Below are 16,471 nucleotides of genomic sequence, written 5' to 3'. Positions count from 1 at the left end.
AACCCTGTCAATCCTCGTGCATGTCCAAATACTGTGGCATTTCCGCAAATAGCGGTCCTGCCTCGCCCTGCGCCAGTGCCAGCACGCCGTCGACAATGGCTTGTCGCTTCCCCGGCGTAAGCCTGGCGGCTGTCAATCGACAGAACTTCTCCTCTATACCGTGCCACAGCAGCGGCAAGCCGGGATCTCCGAGTGGGCCACCCAAGTCGGAAACAAACTTGCCATTTTTTGTTTGAACAGTGACGCGTGCCAGGGTTTCGGCCGGAAAGAGGCGGTCGCTCTGATGATGAACCACGAGCTGAACCTTCTTTGCAGCAGCAACGAGATCCGGGCGTGCAAGGCACTTGGTTGTTATCGGCAACAATCCGGAGGAGCCGTCAACAAGGGCAATCGCGAGACAGTAGGGAAGACTATACTGGACATCGACGAGGTTCTCCGGCGAGGTGCGATTTGCAAGCCGGAGCGCCCAGCCGAACGTCTCGACATCGATCGAGATGAGGGTCTCTGACGTCAGACCATAGCGTTCAACAAGCTCAAGAAGCCGATCGAGAGCCGGATGTATGTAGCGGCAGCACGCATAGGGTTTGAAGTAAGTGCCGAGGATCTCCCAACGGTGACCGAGTTCTCCGAGTAGCAGCCTTGGGTCGTAGTAGTCAGGGTGATCAAACAGATCAGAAGGACCCGTAAAACCGCGACGCGCAAGCTCGAGAGCCATAAGCCCCGTGGCACTACTCCACGGGATGCCTTCCTTGACGTCGTTGCCGGTCATCTTCGAGTAACCCGAGCTACCATTTGCCTGCTGGTTCGGGGCAAGCACGCCGGCAATGGCAAGCGCCTGAGCAGTCACCCCTGGTGAAGCCTTGAGCAAGACCGCCGCGGTTGCGGCGGATGCGATGGCAGCCCAGCGTCCCGACTGCCGCGTGGAAATAGTTTGCGGGTTCTGTGCCGCTGCCGTCCTCACTCCAATGTCGTAGCCTGCGACAATTGCAGCGATGATGTCGTCGCCGCCAAGCTGTTGCATCGAGCCGATGGTAAGGGCAGTCGTTACCACTGAGGCTCCGGGATGGCCTCGTGCTGCCCGGTGACCGTCATCGATATCAAGGGCGCAGGCCGCTGCTGCGTTACAGAAAAGGGCGCCGACAGCGGCCAATTCCTGTCCCGAAAACCATATCGGCGTATCGCCTTTGCCAAAGAGGGTAGCTGCGGATCGGCGCGCTGCCGTTGCACTGTCGGAGGAATGACCGACGATGGCAGCACCGATAAGATCAAGAACACACCGGATTGCCATGTTGCGCGTCTCGGCAAGGGGAGGTCGAGCGGCGACAGCCGAGATATGTTCGGCGAGTATTTCGGAAAGGTACAATGAACCGCCTCCCTTCCATCAAGTCCGGGTTGCCAGCATGTGATCGTTGTACGCACGGTATTTTTTGTAGGTTGCCTGTGCGACATAGAGATCGAGCATCGGGAGGCCAACGCAGGTAACGCAGGTCGGACCTTCCTGCTCGACGTGCAAATCACCGGAGCCCGAAAGCTCTGCAACTCCGATCAACGGGCCGACCTGCTCGAGGGAAAGGCCGCGCCTGGAGAAATGCAGCGCAATACTTTGCGAATTCCGGCGAGAGACGGTCGCTACGTCATCGCAGACGACAAGACCCGATCGAAGTGCTCGCTGGAGGTAGGTCTCTGGGACCTCATCTCCACCGAGATGCAGCGATATGGCGCGTCGATGAAGGGCGCAATCGTCAAACAGAGGTGTTCTGGAATTCGTGGCCGTGATCACAAACCGGCAGAACGGTAGGCGTGTGGTGTCGCTTGCAGGGATGACTGGGATCGTCGTGCAACCCGCGATGTCTGCCATCAGTGCCTCAAGGCCTTCCCTGCTACGCCCACGCACCACGATCTCTTCGATCCTGTCTGCGAAACGGAAATCAAGGCACTCAATCACGCTGCGGGCGATTGGGCCCGACCCGAACAAAAAGACTGATAGCTTATCCGTTGGATTCGTGAACATGCCCAGAACCGTCGTTGCATAGGTGCCCGTGCGCCGGGCGGACATTGCGGTTCCTTCCAGAACCGTCACGAGGCGCAGGGTTCGCTTCTCCAGCAGCAGTACGGTCGAGGTCGATCGCGGAAAGCCGAGATTGCGGTTGAACGCGTTGGCACCGATGATCTTGACGCCGCCGAATTGATCATTGACGCTGTAGAGGCACGACAATTTCCATCCCAACCGCTCGTTCTCAAACTGGGACTTGAATGGAGCGACGCTTTCGACCTCCCAGAAGGCTTCCTCTGGCAGCGACAGCACGGACTTGCCACCAAACGATTTTCCTGACCGGATGTCCCGCCAAGCCGCATCTGTTGCGTCCAGAAGCTCCTGCGTGGTCAGGTCGGCGCCTGCGGCGCGGATTTCTTCACAATTGAGAAATTTCACGTCGCGACTAGCTTGAATGTTCTGTTCCTGCATGGACGGGTTTCTCCTTCTCGCCAATCGGAAGAACCTAGCGATCCGGAGGAAACGGCAGGGTGAAGCTTGGATAAATTCCTGGGAAAGCAAAGCGCTTGCGAAACGCCGGCGCTACATGCGTTCCGGCTTGATGTGGAGGTGCTTGCCATCAAGGAGCACCCGATGCTCTGACATCGGAATCAGGCGCCGTACTTCGGCAAGGCGATGCGGATCGATTTCGACCTGGAGAACTGCCGGAAAGTGGCCGGCTTTGCCAATCACCGTTCCCCAGGGGTCGCAAACAAGAGAACGGCCTAACGTTTCCCGGCGCGGGCCGCCGGGAGTTGGGTAACTGCCACATTGACCACATGCGACGAAGTAAGCCTGATACTCGATCGCCCGCGCCCTGCATAGGACCTCAAAGTGCGCGCGTCCGGTTTGGCGGTTGAACGCAGCGGGGAGAATGAAGATATCGACCATCTCGCTGGCCAACCGATCGAACAGGCGCGAGAAACGAAGATCGTAGCAGATCACGCATGCGATCCTGTATCCATTCAACTCGTAGATAAGAAGATCATCGCCCGGCGTCACAACCGACGATTCCGCGTATGTCATCCCGTTCGGCGCCGTTATGTCGAACATATGTATCTTCCGATAGCGGCCGACCTGCTCGCCGCGCGCATTAAACACGATCGTCGTGTTGTGCACGGGTCCGTCGTTGCGCTGCCGTTCCAGCAAGCTGCCGGCATGTATCCAGACTGAATTGTCCTTCGCAAAACGCTCGATGAAACCGTAGGCCTCGCCCCCGGGGACGCGATCGGCGGCGCGCCGTTTGTCATCTGCGGTTCCTCCCATCCAATCGAAGTGCTCAGGTAGAACAATCAGGTCGGGAGTTCCGCGCATCGCTTCGTTCATCAGCCGCTCGGCCTGAACCAGATTCCGGCGGCGGTCCGGTTGCGAGTTCATTTGAATCAACGCGATTTTCACGATCCGGTCTCCGGCTGGAATTCAAAAATCGATCTGCCTGCCGCCAGATGCGTTCGCACGGCGACCGATCTTTGCTGGCGTTGCCTTGCTGCTTCAGCGATTTGGCGCATCCGGTTGGCATCGGCGACGAACACTCCGGAGCGGTCGGCAAGTACGGCCTGGCCAGGCAACACGGCGGTACGTCCGCAGGCGACGGGAACATTCAAGGAACCACCGATGCTGAATTGACGATTGGTGGTCTTGGAGGACACACCCCGGCACCAGACCGGCAGCCCAACTTCCACGATCTCCTCGACATCAGTACATGGACCGTCCACGACGATGCCAACGGCGCCCTTCGCCATGGCAGCCATCGCCACCCCGCCTCCCACGCAGGCGATGTCATCGCCGTCGACACGAGAGATCACAAGCATATCGCCGGCCATGAGCTGGTCGATCGCCTTGTAGATGATAGAACCGTCGCGGCCGGGGGCCGCGACGGTTACGGCAACTCCGGCCGCATGAGCCGGGAACAGCGGAAGGACCTGACTTCCCACAAATCCCACATGCTCCACGTGGCCAATCGTCGCCGTCTCTACCGATGACAATAGTTCGATCAGGTCAGGATTCAGGGGTGGATGGCGATCCATCAATTGATAGAACATTGTCACGGATAGCTCTTCGTTTTTGGGATCAGACTGGCCGTTCGCCTGAGGTCGTCGTACGGTGCATGATCCGGATGAAGGCCGGATCAAATGAATCGCGACGATGCATCGTGCATCGATTGTCCCACATCATGATGTCTCCTTCGTCCCACTGCTGCACAAAGACTTGCTTGGTGCTGGTAGTGTGATCCCACAGCTCCGCCAACAGCGCTTCACTCTCGTCGCGGCTCATTCCGACGATCCATGCGCCGTCAATTGTTCCGCCGAGATAAAGCGCCTTGCGACCCGTCTCGCCGTGAGTGCGCACAAGTGGGTGCACGACGCCGCTCCACTCGCGATAGTCCTGGCTCTTCGGGGTCGATTTTCCCAGCCGCAGCTTACCCGTTTTGTCATAGACGTTCTGGAAGAAGATCTGCCGTCCATCGACGGCTGCTTTCAGTGTCGCCGGCAGTGTTTCGTAGGCAAGATAGGTCGACAGGAAGTAGGTATCACCGCCTGAAGGAGGGACTTGAACTGCACGCAAAATCGCCCCAGCCGGAGGCTTCTCGTAGAACCATGTGTCCGTATGCCAGGTGGCCTCACTGTTTCCCATGGCTCCACTGGGCTTGCCGTCGGTCATTGCGTTGCTGATGACAAGAATTTCCCTGTGCGTTGGATGTCCCCCTTCCTGCAACTGCTTCGGGTGGATGACAAACTCGCCGAAATGCCGGGAGAATGCCACCTGCTGCGCGTCTGTGATGCGGGTCTGCTTGAACCGTATTACCCCATACTGCAGCCAGTACCTTCGGATCGCCTCGATGTCGCGGCTGTCGTATCGGTCGAAATCAAAACCCTCGATATCAGCACACACGTTGCTGGAATGCTGAATGGCCTTAAGCCGCTCCTTTGTAAGCATTTTCATCTCCTATAGTGACCTTCTCGATTAGGTCACGGTGATCCTAGAGCGGGCCCCTGGGAGATCTCCAATATGAACCCCGAGGCATTGATGCGGCTGCTTTATCGATCGCTGCTCAGTCGGCCAGGAGTTTCAATGCACAGGCAGGAATGCCGAGCTTCAGCTGTTGCCCAGGGGCCGGCATTGCGTCCGACCCTGCGGAAGGAACCAGAACGCTGACGTGAATTTCGGGCGCGAGTTCAACGCTCATCTCGAGCGATGCCCCAAGATTTATCACTCTTCGCAACATACCTCTAAGCACGTTGAAATCCTCCGGAACCGGAGCGTCGTCGACAAGCGGCTGGATGTCTTGGGGTCGAATGACACAATAGCGAGCATCTCCCTTTCCGCGCGTCGCGCGAAGTCTTATGTCGCACCTGTCGATTGCAGCATCCCATGCGGTTCCAGTCGACGTTACCTCCCTCAATGTCAGAATATTGGACTTCCCGATGAAATCGGCGACAAAGGTCGATTGTGGATCGCCATAGATGGAACCGGGATCCCCTTGCTGCGCGACGACCCCCTTCCACATGACGACGATACGATCGGACATTGCCATCGCTTCTTCCTGGTCATGGGTGACGTAGATGAAGGTCATACCCAGTTCCTGCTGCATCTCCTTCAATTCCGCACGCATTGCTTCGCGCAGTTTCAGGTCAAGATTGGATAACGGCTCGTCGAGCAAAAGAACCGAGGGTCGTGGCGCAAGCGCCCGCGCCAGGGCGACGCGTTGCTGTTGTCCGCCCGACAGCGCTCTGGGATAGCGGTCTGCCAGTGTGTCGAGATGAACCCTGCGAAGCGAGGACTGAACGATTGATCCGATTTCGTTCTTTGGCGTGCCCTTCATACGCAGGCCGAACCCAACATTTTCGGCGACGGTCATGTGTGGAAAAAGTGCATAGTTCTGAAAAACGAGGCCGATGTTTCGGCGTTCGGGAGGAACATCAACCTGGCTGCGGCCGCGAATACGGATGTCGCCGCCGGACGGCGCGCTAAACCCCGCGATCATGTTGAGGGTTGTGGTCTTCCCGCACCCGGACGGTCCGAGAATACTGACGAATTCTCCCTTCGGAATCTTAAGATCAATGTTTGTGACGACCGATATCGGACCGAAGGATTTGCTGACGGAGATCAGTTCCACGTCGATTGCACTCATTTGCTACCACCATGCAGTTGGGCGGAAAAACCGCCGAGTTTTTCGAAGCTGAAAATCACGATCAGAATGAAGGCCATGGATGCGACGTTGACCGCAGCCATGACGGGGTCGAGGCTGTATTCGAGATAGTTTATGACGGTGATCGGCAGCGTGGTTTCTCCCGGTCGCACCAGAAACACCGAGAGCGGAATATTGTTGAACGAGATGATGAATGCGAATGTCACCCCTGACAGAATACCCGGCTTGATCGCAGGCAGGAGGATGAACCTGATCCGCTGCCATTGATTGGCCCCGAGAATCTGTCCTGCTCGGAAGAGGTTGCAGTCAAAGTTTGCAATCGACGTGGCAACCATGCGAACCACAAAGGGAAGCGCAAGCACGCAGTGACCGGCAATGAGAGCCGGCGTTCCGAGCAACGGCTGTAGTCCGATCACGGACAAAAACAGAACCACTGCCACACCCTTTACGATCTGCGGCACGGAAAGCGGCGAAAGGAGTGCGGCCATGACGACCGCGCTTCCTGCGAACTTCTCGTAAGCGACGACATAAGCAGCAACGGTTCCGATCGCGCCACTTACGACAGAAACGACAATGGCAATTTTGACACTTAGCCAAAACGGTCCAAGCCACCGCTGCGACGCAAGATCGAAGTACCATTTGACCGTCCACTCCCACGGTCGAAATGTCACGTCGCCGGTTGGACTGAGAGAAGCTGCAAAGACCACCACAATTGGCAGCGCGATGAAGGCGATTACCAGTGCAAGAGCACACCAAAACAGCGCGGATATCACTCTGTTCATTCCATACCTCCTGCGACGCTCTGATACTTTTGGCGATAACCCGCCTCGAAACGCACCCCGGCGTACGAGATCACGAGCATGAGGATCAGCAGCGCATTCGCCATGACAGCTGCGAAGGACCAATCGATATAGAAGAGGACCTGCTCGGAAATCATGGTCGCCAGGACCTTGAAGCTGGCTCCGCCGAGCAGCGCGGGCGTCGCATAGGCGCTAGCAGACATTGTAAAGGAAAGAAGGAATGAGCTTATGAGACCCGGAACCGACAGAGGAAGCAGGATGTGCCAGACAACGGCATGACGCGGCGCTCCCAATATCTGGGCTGCGCGTTCGAGGTTGTCATCTATGCCTTGGATACTTGTCGTCAAGGACAGGATTGCGAAAGGCAACACGACATGGGTGAGACCGATGACAACCGCAAACAAGTTCTTCGACAAGGGAAGCGGGGACGAAATCAGCCCCGCGTGAAGTAGGACATCGTTGATGAAACCCCTGTCTTCCAGGATGATGAGCCAGCCATAGGTTCGCAGAACGACACCGGCGAGCTCGGGCGCGAGCGCGATGGCAAACACGATTGAACGCCACCGCCCTCTCGAACGCGCCAGATAGTAGGCAACTGGATAGGCGAGCAAGGTTGCCGAAATCGCAACCAGACTCGACATGAGAGTTGTCCTCCAAAAGCCGAGGAGTGACAGGCCGTCGGTAAAAAAACGCGAATAGCTAAGAAGGCTCATTTTCTGCGATGACGGATTGTGAAAGCTCATTCCGATCATCATTCCCATCGGCAGAGCGAAGAAAAATACCAGCAGACAGGTCGCTGGTGACAATCCCAGAAACCTGATCCAACCCCTGGCAAACACTCGCCGTTTGCCAGGCATCTCTAAGGCAATAATAGTCATGGGACCCCTCAATTTGCGTGCGCGACAACGTCGCGTTCCCACTGTTCCGCCCATTTGGGCAGGCGTTCTGCGACGGTAGTCAGGTTCGGCAAATGAAGGGAATTCAAGTCTGCATCTGAGGTGATCTGGCGTGCTTTTATCGCGGCCGGAACATCGATGTCGGTGCGGGCGCTCCCCACCTTGTAACCGCCCACCCACGCTTCCTGACTGGTTTTCTCCAGGAAGAAGTCAATGAACTTTCTCGCAGCATCCTTATGCTCGGCGCCGATTGGAATGTTCAGCGTGGCGACAAGCGGGATGCTGCCCTCCTTTGGCTTGATGTAATCCACAGGCAAGCCGCTATCGACAAGCAATTGCGCCCGGCCGCTCCAGAAAGGCATCGCCCAGACGGTTCCATCCTTAATGTAGCTCTCGAGAATTGCCGAACTCTGTTCGAAGCCGATCGATTGCTTGGCGATTGCGGCCACTGCCCTGAACCCAGGAGCGAGATTGTCGACGAGGTCGCCGCCATTCATCAGTGAGAACATTTCGACAAGGTAGATGGCCATGGTGTTTTGAAATGTCGGCAGGACGACCCGACCCTCGAGGTCGCTTGAGGCAAGTGCTGACCAAGATACCGGCGGCGTTGCCAACTTGTCCGTGCGGTAAAGCAACGACATGTACTGGACCTCGTGCACAGCACCGCAGGGACCGGCCGTTTCCGTCAGTCTTCGCGAGAGTTTCGCAAGGTTCGGGATGCTATTTGCGTCAAGCTTTTCCAGAACGCCGTCCTTACAGCCCTGCAGCGATTGAGAGGCGGTCATGACGACCACGTCAAAGCCGGGCCGGCCCGTGGTCGCCTTGATCTTCGCATAATCCTGCGAGGCTGAGCCGACGGGGTCATAGACGACATCTATCCCAGTTCGCTGCTCGAATGGCTCGATGATGGCCTTGCGGATGATGGCTTCGTAAGGTCCTCCATAGCTGTTGACGACAAGCGTTTCCGCGCGCAGCGGCGTGGCAAGAGCTGCGACCGCGAAGGCCGACACAGTGAAAATTAGTCTTGTTCTTCCCATGACATGATCTCGCTTCTTGGCGTTGTTCCCATGGGAATGGTCTTCAGCGGACCGCCAGTGGTCCAATATCGGATTTCAACGATTCATGTGCTGCGGAGATGAATTGGCCTTCCATAGGACCCCGAACGGGTCGAGCGCTTCTGCCGTCATTTGCTTCTGAAATGGATTGGAACCAGTCGTTTGGTCGCCAGCGTCGCGCTCCGACTTCGGCCAAGTTCCGCCCACGGACCGCGGGTTAACGAAATGTCGTCGACGACGAGAAATCACTAACAAGTTTGCGAGTGGATCATCGGATCGCAAGTGGGCAATTTCACCTCCAACCGCACTTTCCCGGTGCGAACCAGCAGAACGAAATTGCACTCCAACCGAAGGTCGCATGGTGACAATGCAACATCCTGCTCAAGTTCGTTTGATCAGCAAATTGCGTCATGCCCTGGGCGACCGCCTGTGTGCCGCAATTGATGACCCGAGTGTCGTTGAAATCGTCTTGAACCCTGATGGCAAGGTCTTTGTCGAACGGCTAGGCCAAGGGTTTTCACCGCACGGCCAAGTGGCCTCAGCGGCAGCGGAAATCGTCATTGGTACGGTCGCACACGCGCTGCAGTGCGCTGTCGACACCGACCACCCCATCATCTCGGGTGAGCTCCCGATTGGCGGCCACCGCTTTGAGGGGTTGCTGCCTCCGGTGGTCGCAAAGCCGACATTCACGATACGCCGAAGGGCGTCCTCTCTGATCCCGTTGGACGAGTACGTCAGCTCGGGAACCATGACAGAAGTGCAGGCCGCGACCATCCGAAATGCGGTCAGCTCGCGTTTGAATATCATCATTTCGGGCGGAACTGGTTCGGGAAAGACGACACTTGCGAACGCTGTCATCGACGAGATCGTCAAGTGCGCTCCTGAGGATCGCCTCGTTGTGCTCGAAGACACCGCCGAGATCCAGTGCGTAGCCGACAATGCGGTTCTGCTGCACACCAGCGACGCTGTTGACATGGCCCGGCTGTTGAAGAGCACGATGCGCCTGCGCCCCGACCGTATCGTTGTTGGTGAAGTCAGAGACGGTGCTGCGCTCACATTGCTGAAGGCATGGAACACCGGTCATCCTGGGGGGGTGGCCACGATCCACTCGAATACCGCAGTCTCGGCGCTACGCCGCCTGGAGCAGCTTACCGCTGAGGCAAGCATGCAGCCAATGGAGGCAGTCATCGGGGAGGCAGTCGATCTGATTGTCTCTATTGAACGCACTCCGCGGGGCCGTCGTGTGCGCGACGTCATTCGGGTCAGACGTTTCGTCAATGGCCAATACGAAATCCAATCCGACCAACCAACCGAAGAACAGGAGCGTCGCCGTGCCACATAGGAAAATTCCGCTTGCTACCGCTTTTTTCAGCGCAGCACTCCTTTTCGTGACAGTGATGCCCGCGCTCGCCAGTACCGGCGGCGGGCTTCCCTGGGAGGGCCCGCTCGAACGGATCCAACAATCGATCACGGGCCCCGTCGCCGGTTACATTGCGCTGGCTGCCGTCGCGATCGCAGGGGGGATGCTGATTTTCGGCGGCGAACTCAACGATTTCGCGCGACGTATGGTGTACGTGGTCCTTGTGGCCGGTATCCTCCTTGGCGCTACCCGGATTGTCGCTCTATTCGACGCAACAGGCGCATCGATCGGATGGATCGATGATCAACGCTCATCATCGAAGGTGTTGGAACGAGAGGAGAAAGCAAATGGCTGAATCCCTGTCCGGCTTGCAACGAAACCGCATCCATCGGGCATTGTCTCGCCCAAATTTTCTGATGGGCGCTGACCGCGAACTGGTGCTGATTACTGGCTTGGCAGCAGCCATTCTCATCTTCGTGGTCTTGACTGTGTACTCCGTAGTGTTCGGCGTCGCGGTGTGGATTGTCGTCATCGGCCTGCTACGCATGTTGGCGAAGTCGGATCCGCTCATGCGTCAGGTCTATATCAGGCACATTTCATACAAGCCTTTCTACAAACCAACCACCTCGCCGTGGCGCAAATACTGAGGAGGTGGGCCATGGTTGCTTTGAGAGCATTCAGGATCACGGATCCCTCTTTTGCAGATCTTGTTCCCTATGCAGGCCTTGTCGACAACGGCGTGCTACTCCTCAAGGACGGGAGCCTTATGGCTGGCTGGTACTTTGCCGGACCTGATTCAGAAAGTGCGACCGATCTCGAGCGCAATGAGCTTTCGCGACAGATCAACGCAGTTCTGTCGCGACTTGGCAGTGGGTGGATGATCCAGGTCGAAGCGATCCGTGTTCCGACCGTCGACTACCCCTCCGAGGACCGCTGCCATTTTCCCGACGCTGTCACGCGAGCAATCGATGCCGAGCGCCGAGCGCATTTCGTACGGGAACAGGGGCATTTTGAAAGCAAGCACGCAGTGATCCTGACCCATCGGCCACTTGAGGCTAAGAAGTCTGCGCTCAGCAGGTACATCTACTCTGACGAAGAAAGCCGCAAGAGGTCTTACGCGGATACAGTGCTTGCCATTTTCAAGAATGCGGTGCGAGAGGTCGAACAGTATCTTGCCAACACGCTCTCTATCCGACGCATGGAAACACGTGAGACAAGCGACCGGGGTGGGACGACGGTTGCCCGATACGACGAACTTCTGCAATTCATCCGCTTCTGCATCACGGGTGACAATTATCCCGTCCGCTTGCCGGATGTGCCCATGTATCTTGACTGGCTTGTAACGGCACAGCTTGAACATGGACTGACGCCGAAGGTTGAAAACCGATTTCTCGGTGTGGTTGCGATCGACGGTTTGCCCGCCGAAAGCTGGCCGGGGATCTTGAACTCCCTCGATCTGATGCCGCTGACCTACAGGTGGTCATCGCGCTTCATTGTCCTGGACGCGGAAGAAGCACGCCAGAAGCTCGAGCGCACGCGGAAGAAATGGCAACAGAAGGTACGACCCTTTTTCGATCAGCTGTTTCAGACGCAAAGCCGCTCCATAGATCAGGACGCTATGGCCATGGTGGCCGAAACGGAGGACGCGATCGCACATGCCTCATCCCGGCTTGTCGCCTACGGATACTACACGCCGGTTGTCGTCCTCTTCGACGGAAACAGCGAGGCGTTGCAAGAAAAGGCCGAGGCAATCCGCCGGCTGGTGCAGGCAGAGGGCTTTGGAGCGAGGATCGAAACGCTGAATGCAACGGACGCCTATCTCGGCAGCCTACCCGGCAACTGGTACTGCAACATCCGTGAACCGCTTATCAACACCAGTAATCTCGCAGATCTCATTCCTCTTAACTCCGTGTGGTCTGGCAACCCGACGGCACCGTGCCCGTTCTACGCACAAAACTCTCCACCGCTGATGCAAGTCGCCAGCGGCTCGACGTCCTTTCGGCTGAACCTTCATGTCGACGACGTCGGTCACACGCTGATCTTCGGTCCAACAGGCTCAGGCATCCATCTCAGCGGCTTTTGCGATGGTGGTGAGCGTCATTGCTTTCTCTTTGGTCGCTGCGATATTTGTGTCCGTGATGGTTGAGATGTACCTCGGCTTGCTCGCAGGCATGATCATGCTCGGTCTTGGAGGGTCATCCTTCACCAAAGACTTCGCCATACGATATCTCGTATACGCGTTCTCTGTCGGGATGAAACTCATGGCACTTGTCATGATCTCGCACATCGGGTCCGAGGTCTTGATCGGACTGGCCGATGACCCGGACTATGGCAATCACTTCCAAACTGCGCTCGCGATCGCCGGCATAGCTGTCGTTGTCTTCATTATCGCAATGTACGTGCCGAACATCATACAGGGTGTCGTGCAGGGAGCCTCGGTTACGGGCGGTATGGAGGTCATTCGACACGGCGGTCAGGCTGCTTCGGTCGCCTTGGCAGGCTTCTTTCTAGGTACGGGCGCTATCATCGCAGGCTTTGCTGCTGCAAAGGAAGCTCGCGCCGCCGGGTCCTCGCTTGCCGGGGCTGCCGCGCGCGGCATCGGTGCTGGCATCAGCTCCGCCGGCAAAGCAGTCGCATCGGCAGCGAAGGAAAAGGCGATCGGCTCGCCCGGTGCCTATGCCGGCTCGATCCTCGGCCTTGCCAATGCCAAACTCGATGCCAGCTTGAGCGGTCGCGCTGGCCTTAAGCCACCTCCCGAACGCAGCGATAAACCGTGATCCTTAGGAGAGAAATCGAATGGCAGCAAACCGGCCTTCCGAAAACCCGTACCTTGTCGCCAGGCAGGAATGGTCCGAGCGCTACGGCTCTTACGTCAAGGCCGCTGCTGCATGGCGGACCGTCGGGATCCTCGCTCTCGCCATGGCAGTGACGGGCTTTGGGTATGCTTTGTACCTCAGCACCCAGGTCAGGCTGGTCCCTTACATCGTCGAGGTGGATAAACTTGGCACCTCGGTCACGGCAGGTTTCCCGGAGCAGATCGAGTATGCCGACGCACGCGTGGTCAGGGCGGCACTTGGCAATTTTGTAACCAGCTTCCGGTCGATTACGCCGGATGCCGTGGTGCAGAAGCAGTATATCGATCGCACCTATGCCCTTCTACGGACTTCCGACCCCTCGACGCAGAAGGTAAACGGTTGGTTTCGCGGCAATTCGCCGTTCGAGAAGGCCAAGACATCGACGGTTGCCATCGAGGTGAACAACATCGTGGCACTCTCGCAGCAAACCTATCAGATCGACTGGACGGAGTACGAGAGGGACCGCAAGGGCAAAGAAACCGGCACGCGCCGTTTTCGCGGGATCGCAACGGTTGCACTGACCGCACCACAGGATGAGGCAATCATCCGCGTTAACCCGATCGGCCTTTACGTTCGGGATTTCGACTGGACCGCACAGCTTTAAGGGCAGGGGAGTTTCCGAATGTACAAAACAGAACTGATGGCAGCCTTCGGCTGCATGATCGGACTCGTCTTCGCAGGCGCTTCGCTTGCGCAAGGCATGACGCCAAATGAGGTCAAGGCGACGGACGTCTCGAGGAAGTGGCGAGGAACGCCGGCCCTTGTTGCAACGGGTCCGGACGGGAAGGTCATGTTTCTCTTTGGCGAAGCCCAGCCCTCGGTCGTCTGTTCTCCACTGCAGGTTTGCGACATCGAGCTTCAGGGGGGCGAAATCGTACGCGACGTCCTCGTCGGCGATACTGTCCGATGGAAAGTCGAGCCTGCGACATCAGGTGCAACCAGTGGGCAGGCGATCCATCTTGTCGTCAAGCCGTCGGAGCCTGGCCTGTTGACGTCGATGGTCGTCACGACGTCCCGCCGGACCTATCATATCCAGCTCAAATCGCACCCAAGCCAGTATATGGCGCGCGTCGGTTTCGAGTATCCGGAAGACGTTCCGACCAAGCTCGCCGACATCAATGCGCGACTGGAAACTGGAAGCAACCTTGGCGCAGCCCCTGAGAGGCTGAGTTTTTCCTATTCGCTCAGCGGTTCGGCGGCGTGGAAACCAATGCGCGTTTATTCCGACGGGGCCAAGACCTACATCCAGTTTCCAAAGTCGATCGCGGGTCAAGACGCCCCTGTACTCTTTGTCGTTTCCGGTGGACAGAACCGGATCGTCAACTATCGCATGAAGAACGACATCATGGTCGTCGATTATGCGCTCGACGAAGCAATCCTTGTATCGGGCGTCGGTTGGCACCAGCAGAGAATTACTATTCGGCGCGGAGGCTGATCAATGCACAAATTGGCCCCCTGCTTGCTTATCACGTGCAGCCTCTTTTCTGGATGCCAGGCGGCTGGCGGACCGATTGACACCCATTCGGCATCGGGAGCCGCCGTCGGGCCAGTCGCCGCGAATGCCATCGCAGGCGATATGGCAAGCCAGTTTGCCGAGCAGATCGACAGACCGGTGAGGACACCCATCAAGATGGATGCGGACGGCTCGGACTATGCAAGCGCGCTTGAGGCAGCACTGAGGGGATGGGGTTTTGTCGTCATCACGGACGGGAGAGTCGGCAAGAACCAAAAGCCAATCCAACTCACCTACTCGATCGATAGCCTCAATGGTGAGGTCCTTGCACGCCTGATGACACCGTCGATCGCGCTTGGCCGCGCTTACGCGACGACACCCGCGGGCGCCACGCCCGCAAGTCCGCTCTCCATCATGCAACGACAGTAAGAGAGACAACAATGGTCCAGTCGCTTCAGCTTGGCGCCACGAGCCACGCGGTCGATCAGCGAGCTATGCGCCGCCTCAATCGCCTGCCGATCGTCATTGCCATTGTCATCACCGTGCTGTTCCTCGGTGTCGTGGTGGTCGGACTTTCCTGGCGTGGGGCAACATTCAATGGTGGGAGTGATTTCGACACCACGTCGAACACGCCGGCAACGAATTTCGGAGACCAGCTGAAGAAAGGTATTTCCGACGGCATCATCGGCGAGCCGGAAAGGCAGGAAATATTCCAGCCAACGCCGCGGGCAATCGAGAAGGAGCCCGTCAAGCAGCCGGTTGCCGAACACGAACCGATTGACCGACAAGAGCGGCGACTTCGACTTGAATCTGAGGAGGAGTGGAGGACGCGGCTAAAGCGCGAACAGGACGAACAGTTCTTGCGCGAGGCACAAAGACAGCGCATGGCACGCCTCCAGGCTCGCGTGACCGCCTATGACTCTCCGTTGAAAGTGGATATTTCCGATGCTAGGCAAACTTCCACAGGCACCAAAACCGGTGATCCGCAGAGCCTTAACGACGGCACAAGTGGCGCATCCGATCTTTACGCGGCGGCGATGAAGTCGGGCCTGATCAGCCAGAATTTTGATCCGAGCGGTCAGGTCTCGAAGGAGGCTTTTTTCAATCAGGACATCAAGGACCTTGGTTACCTCTCAAAGCAGGTCGTGCCGCAGCTCTCGCCATATGAGCTAAAGCGCGGTTCTGTGATACCGGCAACTCTCATCACCGGTCTCAATTCCGACCTGCCCGGGAGGGCAATTGCTCAGGTCAGCGCAAATGTCTACGACAGCGCAACCGGTTACCGCCTTCTCATCCCGCAAGGCGCCAAGCTGTTCGGACGCTACGATTCCAAGGTCTCGTTCGGCCAGCAACGCGTCCTCGTTGTGTGGACCGACATCAGTTTTCCGAATGGGTCAACGCTGCAGCTCGGCGGCATGGCGGGCACGGACGCGGAGGGATACGGCGGGTTCAAAGACAAAACCGATCGTCACCTATGGCCTACCTTTGGGTCGGCGGTTCTTATCGCTCTGCTAGGGACCGGGATCGATATGGCGATACCCGAGAGTTCAACGCTTGCGACACAGGACACTGCCTCAGATGCTGTGCGACGAAACTTTGCGGAAACCTTCGGTCGGGTGGCCGAGCAAACCATTTCCAAGAATCTGAACGTTCAGCCGACAGTTCGGATCAGGCCTGGCTACAAATTCAATGTTCTGGTCGATCAGGACATTATCTTTCCCTCGCAGTACGTTGAAAACTAGCCTTTGCCTCGGCAACCGACGTTTTTTGAGTGTGGAGAATGGAGACGTGTGGCGACGTTTTGGGCAGTTGGACGCCCACTGACAATATTGAGCATCGAGCAGCAGCGAGTTGTATCCGACGTTGTGAT

The 16,471-nt window shown here is 57.5% G+C and carries 16 protein-coding genes and 2 pseudogenes; 9 read left to right on the top strand and 9 right to left on the bottom strand.

Translation table 11 applies throughout. From position 1 onward, the window contains the following. Positions 1 to 7 precede the first annotated feature (7 nt). The 9 genes from IB248_RS04940 to IB248_RS04900 all read right to left on the bottom strand — a co-directional run bounded on the left by IB248_RS04940 (position 8) and on the right by IB248_RS04900 (position 8,915). Positions 8 to 1,363 (bottom strand): MmgE/PrpD family protein, encoded by a 1,356-nt coding sequence (locus tag IB248_RS04940; RefSeq protein ID WP_192240432.1) that lies wholly within the window; start codon positions 1,361 to 1,363, stop codon positions 8 to 10. Positions 1,364 to 1,381: 18 nt separating this feature from the next. Beyond that, positions 1,382 to 2,464, bottom strand: a complete 1,083-nt coding sequence (locus IB248_RS04935) for an ornithine cyclodeaminase (protein ID WP_192240431.1) — start codon at positions 2,462 to 2,464, stop codon at positions 1,382 to 1,384. Between the two features lie 111 nt (positions 2,465 to 2,575). After that, positions 2,576 to 3,430: a carbon-nitrogen hydrolase family protein gene (locus tag IB248_RS04930; protein WP_025659151.1), complete on the bottom strand. Its 855-nt coding sequence runs from the start codon at positions 3,428 to 3,430 to the stop codon at positions 2,576 to 2,578. Continuing rightward, entirely contained in the window at positions 3,427 to 4,080 is a 654-nt protein-coding gene (locus IB248_RS04925; protein WP_192240430.1) for an RraA family protein, read from the bottom strand. The genes IB248_RS04930 and IB248_RS04925 overlap by 4 nt, the downstream gene beginning before the upstream one ends. 22 nt (positions 4,081 to 4,102) lie before the next feature. Beyond that, on the bottom strand, positions 4,103 to 4,969 hold the full coding sequence (locus tag IB248_RS04920) for a TauD/TfdA family dioxygenase (RefSeq protein ID WP_025659149.1): 867 nt from the start codon (positions 4,967 to 4,969) through the stop codon (positions 4,103 to 4,105). Between the two features lie 115 nt (positions 4,970 to 5,084). Then, the gene (locus IB248_RS04915) at positions 5,085 to 6,164 is read right to left on the bottom strand and encodes an ABC transporter ATP-binding protein (protein WP_169680834.1); all 1,080 of its coding nucleotides are present in this window, start codon (positions 6,162 to 6,164) and stop codon (positions 5,085 to 5,087) included. Next, entirely contained in the window at positions 6,161 to 6,964 is an 804-nt protein-coding gene (locus tag IB248_RS04910) for an ABC transporter permease (protein ID WP_169680835.1), read from the bottom strand. The genes IB248_RS04915 and IB248_RS04910 overlap by 4 nt, the downstream gene beginning before the upstream one ends. Continuing rightward, the gene (locus IB248_RS04905; RefSeq protein ID WP_246779216.1) at positions 6,961 to 7,839 is read right to left on the bottom strand and encodes an ABC transporter permease; all 879 of its coding nucleotides are present in this window, start codon (positions 7,837 to 7,839) and stop codon (positions 6,961 to 6,963) included. The genes IB248_RS04910 and IB248_RS04905 overlap by 4 nt, the downstream gene beginning before the upstream one ends. A 29-nt stretch (positions 7,840 to 7,868) precedes the next feature. Further along, positions 7,869 to 8,915, bottom strand: a complete 1,047-nt coding sequence (locus IB248_RS04900) for an ABC transporter substrate-binding protein (RefSeq protein WP_169680837.1) — start codon at positions 8,913 to 8,915, stop codon at positions 7,869 to 7,871. A 376-nt stretch (positions 8,916 to 9,291) separates the two neighbouring features. Here IB248_RS04900 and trbB point away from each other — a divergent pair, with 376 nt between their 5' ends. The 9 genes and pseudogenes from trbB (at position 9,292) to trbI (ending at position 16,343) form a co-directional block, all read left to right on the top strand. Beyond that, complete coding sequence (gene trbB, locus IB248_RS04895) at positions 9,292 to 10,275, top strand: P-type conjugative transfer ATPase TrbB (protein ID WP_192240428.1); 984 nt, start codon at positions 9,292 to 9,294, stop codon at positions 10,273 to 10,275. Between the two features lie 4 nt (positions 10,276 to 10,279). Next, the gene (locus tag IB248_RS04890) at positions 10,280 to 10,648 is read left to right on the top strand and encodes a TrbC/VirB2 family protein (RefSeq protein ID WP_156932682.1); all 369 of its coding nucleotides are present in this window, start codon (positions 10,280 to 10,282) and stop codon (positions 10,646 to 10,648) included. Next, positions 10,641 to 10,940 (top strand): conjugal transfer protein TrbD, encoded by a 300-nt coding sequence (locus IB248_RS04885; RefSeq protein ID WP_025659142.1) that lies wholly within the window; start codon positions 10,641 to 10,643, stop codon positions 10,938 to 10,940. The genes IB248_RS04890 and IB248_RS04885 overlap by 8 nt, the downstream gene beginning before the upstream one ends. A gap of 11 nt (positions 10,941 to 10,951) precedes the next feature. After that, positions 10,952 to 12,355: pseudogene (locus IB248_RS04880) on the top strand (conjugal transfer protein TrbE); the annotation flags it as partial. 1 nt (position 12,356) lies between these two features. Continuing rightward, positions 12,357 to 13,070: pseudogene (locus IB248_RS04875) on the top strand (type IV secretion system protein); the annotation flags it as partial. A 19-nt stretch (positions 13,071 to 13,089) separates the two neighbouring features. Further along, the gene (locus IB248_RS04870) at positions 13,090 to 13,752 is read left to right on the top strand and encodes a conjugal transfer protein TrbF (RefSeq protein WP_112824142.1); all 663 of its coding nucleotides are present in this window, start codon (positions 13,090 to 13,092) and stop codon (positions 13,750 to 13,752) included. Positions 13,753 to 13,770: 18 nt separating this feature from the next. Further along, positions 13,771 to 14,583: a P-type conjugative transfer protein TrbG gene (trbG, locus tag IB248_RS04865; protein WP_192240427.1), complete on the top strand. Its 813-nt coding sequence runs from the start codon at positions 13,771 to 13,773 to the stop codon at positions 14,581 to 14,583. A gap of 3 nt (positions 14,584 to 14,586) precedes the next feature. Further along, positions 14,587 to 15,030 (top strand): conjugal transfer protein TrbH, encoded by a 444-nt coding sequence (trbH, locus tag IB248_RS04860; protein WP_192240426.1) that lies wholly within the window; start codon positions 14,587 to 14,589, stop codon positions 15,028 to 15,030. An 11-nt stretch (positions 15,031 to 15,041) separates the two neighbouring features. After that, entirely contained in the window at positions 15,042 to 16,343 is a 1,302-nt protein-coding gene (gene trbI, locus IB248_RS04855) for an IncP-type conjugal transfer protein TrbI (RefSeq protein WP_192240425.1), read from the top strand. Positions 16,344 to 16,471: the final 128 nt, after the last annotated feature.

The organism is Rhizobium sp. RHZ01 (assembly GCF_014851595.1).
In the GTDB taxonomy this organism is placed as follows: Bacteria; Pseudomonadota; Alphaproteobacteria; order Rhizobiales; family Rhizobiaceae; genus Rhizobium; species Rhizobium altiplani.
Note: the sequence above shows the minus strand (reverse complement) of the source record. Positions and strands in the feature narration are given on the sequence as shown.

Coding starts and splice junctions, on each gene's coding strand:
- IB248_RS04910 (WP_169680835.1), bottom strand. CDS start 6,964: ATGAACAGAGTGATATCCGCGCTGTTTTGGTGTGCTCTTGCACTGGTA.
- trbB (WP_192240428.1), top strand. CDS start 9,292: ATGGTGACAATGCAACATCCTGCTCAAGTTCGTTTGATCAGCAAATTG.
- IB248_RS04915 (WP_169680834.1), bottom strand. CDS start 6,164: ATGAGTGCAATCGACGTGGAACTGATCTCCGTCAGCAAATCCTTCGGT.
- trbG (WP_192240427.1), top strand. CDS start 13,771: ATGTACAAAACAGAACTGATGGCAGCCTTCGGCTGCATGATCGGACTC.
- IB248_RS04870 (WP_112824142.1), top strand. CDS start 13,090: ATGGCAGCAAACCGGCCTTCCGAAAACCCGTACCTTGTCGCCAGGCAG.
- IB248_RS04905 (WP_246779216.1), bottom strand. CDS start 7,839: ATGCCTGGCAAACGGCGAGTGTTTGCCAGGGGTTGGATCAGGTTTCTG.
- trbH (WP_192240426.1), top strand. CDS start 14,587: ATGCACAAATTGGCCCCCTGCTTGCTTATCACGTGCAGCCTCTTTTCT.
- trbI (WP_192240425.1), top strand. CDS start 15,042: ATGGTCCAGTCGCTTCAGCTTGGCGCCACGAGCCACGCGGTCGATCAG.
- IB248_RS04920 (WP_025659149.1), bottom strand. CDS start 4,969: ATGCTTACAAAGGAGCGGCTTAAGGCCATTCAGCATTCCAGCAACGTG.
- IB248_RS04885 (WP_025659142.1), top strand. CDS start 10,641: ATGGCTGAATCCCTGTCCGGCTTGCAACGAAACCGCATCCATCGGGCA.
- IB248_RS04900 (WP_169680837.1), bottom strand. CDS start 8,915: ATGGGAAGAACAAGACTAATTTTCACTGTGTCGGCCTTCGCGGTCGCA.
- IB248_RS04935 (WP_192240431.1), bottom strand. CDS start 2,464: ATGCAGGAACAGAACATTCAAGCTAGTCGCGACGTGAAATTTCTCAAT.